This window comes from Flavobacterium sp. (assembly GCF_035760125.1).
GTDB lineage: Bacteria > Bacteroidota > Bacteroidia > Flavobacteriales > Flavobacteriaceae > Flavobacterium.
In genome coordinates this window covers 1-2021 of record NZ_DASTTN010000339.1, presented here as the reverse complement: position 1 = coordinate 2021, position 2021 = coordinate 1, and the positions used below count along the sequence as shown (strand labels likewise).

2 protein-coding genes and 1 pseudogene are annotated in these 2021 nt (G+C 35.4%); all 3 read right to left on the bottom strand.

Annotated features, from left to right (window positions below; all coding sequences use genetic code 11):
- Positions 1 to 116, bottom strand: a pseudogene (locus tag VFS71_RS12090) (glycerol-3-phosphate dehydrogenase); the annotation flags it as partial.
- Positions 117 to 404: 288 nt separating this feature from the next.
- Positions 405 to 1568 carry an iron-containing alcohol dehydrogenase gene (locus tag VFS71_RS12085; RefSeq protein WP_326401542.1) on the bottom strand — a complete coding sequence of 388 codons (1164 nt, stop codon included), beginning with the start codon at positions 1566 to 1568 and terminating at the stop codon, positions 405 to 407.
- 96 nt (positions 1569 to 1664) lie between these two features.
- Positions 1665 to 2021, bottom strand: a 357-nt coding sequence (locus VFS71_RS12080) for a type 1 glutamine amidotransferase domain-containing protein (protein WP_326401541.1), incomplete at its 5' end; no start/stop codon positions are given.

The window sequence follows — 2021 nt, the reverse complement described above, 5'->3', positions numbered from 1 at the left end:
GCAGCATCATTTCGCATATACCATGAAATCTCGGGAAGATTTACGCACAACATCTTAGCGATAGCAGTAGCCCAGCTTCCGCCACCAATCACTGCAAATTTTAAATTATCGGCCATTTTTTTATTAAATTTCATCAAAAGTACTTAAAAATATACCAATAACACAAATTAATTTTTTTGCCGAACCTAGAATTTATGGGGTTTTATAAAGTTTTTGCTAAAAAAATAAATTATTTATATTTTTTTTTGAATTTACACAATATATATACAATACTTGCGTTGTAAGTGATTATAAATAAATTGTTTAGAATTTAAATATGAAGATTGAGTTAGTTAGTTTTGTTTTAGTATTTTAAAAAGGCGTTCTTATTGGTTAAGTGAACGCCTTTTTTATGCATATTAAAATCAGTAACTCGTTAAAATAATTTCCTTCACTTTTTCTAAAGTAATATTTTGTTTTTCTCCCAATGCTTTCCAGCCTCTTTTTTCAAAACGATCGACTATAAAATCGGCAGTTTTCTCGATATTTTCTGCGTTTTCAGAAAGTAAGGTTTTCATTCCCATAGTGTGGAAGAAAGCAATGGTTTTCTCAATGGAGGCCGAGGCAATTTCTTCGTCGGTTCCCGTTAAATGAAACACTCGTTTTCCGTATTGGGCCAATTTTTCTTTTTTGGTTTCAAACATTACCTTGTATAAATTGGGGCCAATGATAGCAAGTGTCCTGGCGTGGTCAATCCCGTAAAGTGCTGTCAATTCGTGACCAATCATATGAGTAGCCCAATCAGAAGGAACCCCTTTTTGAATTAATCCATTCAAAGCCATTGTGCAGCTCCACATAAAATTGGAGGCCAAAGCATAATCAGTTGGGTTTTCTACCACATCAGGACCAATTTGGATTAAGGTTTGCAAAATACTTTCGGCAATACGATCTTGTAGATAGCCTTCATGTACATAGGTTAGGTATTGTTCCAGGACGTGAGTGTAAGCATCTACAACGCCGTTTTGCAATTGTCTTTTGGGCAATGAAGCAATAACGTTAGGATCACAAACAGAAAACTTAGGAAATAAAGCCGAACCTCCAAAATCCAGTTTTTCCTGGGTCGCCGCAATTGTTACCACCGAACCCGAGTTCATTTCACTGCCCGTAGCAGGTAAAGTCAGAACGGTACCAAACGGAATCACAGCAGTTCCTTCTTTAAAAATAATTCTCTTTTTTAGAATGTCGATTGGATCTCCTTCGAAAGGAACGGCAGCCGAAATAAATTTCACGCCATCAATAACGCTTCCGCCACCAACAGCCAGAATAAAATCAATTTTTTGCTCTCTGATAATGGCAACTGCTTTCATCAAAGTTTCAAAATGCGGATTGGCTTCGATTCCTCCAAATTCCACAATTTCATAGCCATCCAAACTTTTACGGACTTGCTCGTGAACGCCATTTTTAAAAATGCTTCCTCCGCCATAAGCGAGAAGGATTTTGGCATTGAAAGGAATTAATGTTGGTAATTTTTCTATTTGCCCTTTTCCAAAAACCAATTTGGTGGGATTGTATAATTCGAAATTTAGCATAGTGAGTTTTTTTAGAGACACTAAGTTACTGAGACACTAAGCTACTAAGTTTTTAAATCTTAGTAGCTTAGTGTCTTAGAATCTTAGCAACTTTAATTATTTTTTTGAATTCAATTGAGTCAATAATTTCTCAGCAACAAGTTTGGATGAAGCTGGGTTTTGACCCGTAATTAACAGTCCATCTTCTATAGCATATGGATGCCAATTTTCTGTTTTACTATAAATTCCGCCATTTGTTTGTAGCGCATCTTCCAATAAAAAAGGAACAATTTTGGTTAATCCAACAGCTTCCTCCTCGGTGTTGGCGAATCCAGTAATTTTTTTGCCTTTTACCAAAAATTGTCCATTTACTTTTACATTTTTTAAAACGGCAGGAGCATGACAAACAAATGCTACAGGTTTTTTATGCGTATAAAATGATTCAATCAAAGCAATGGAATTTTTATCTTCAAC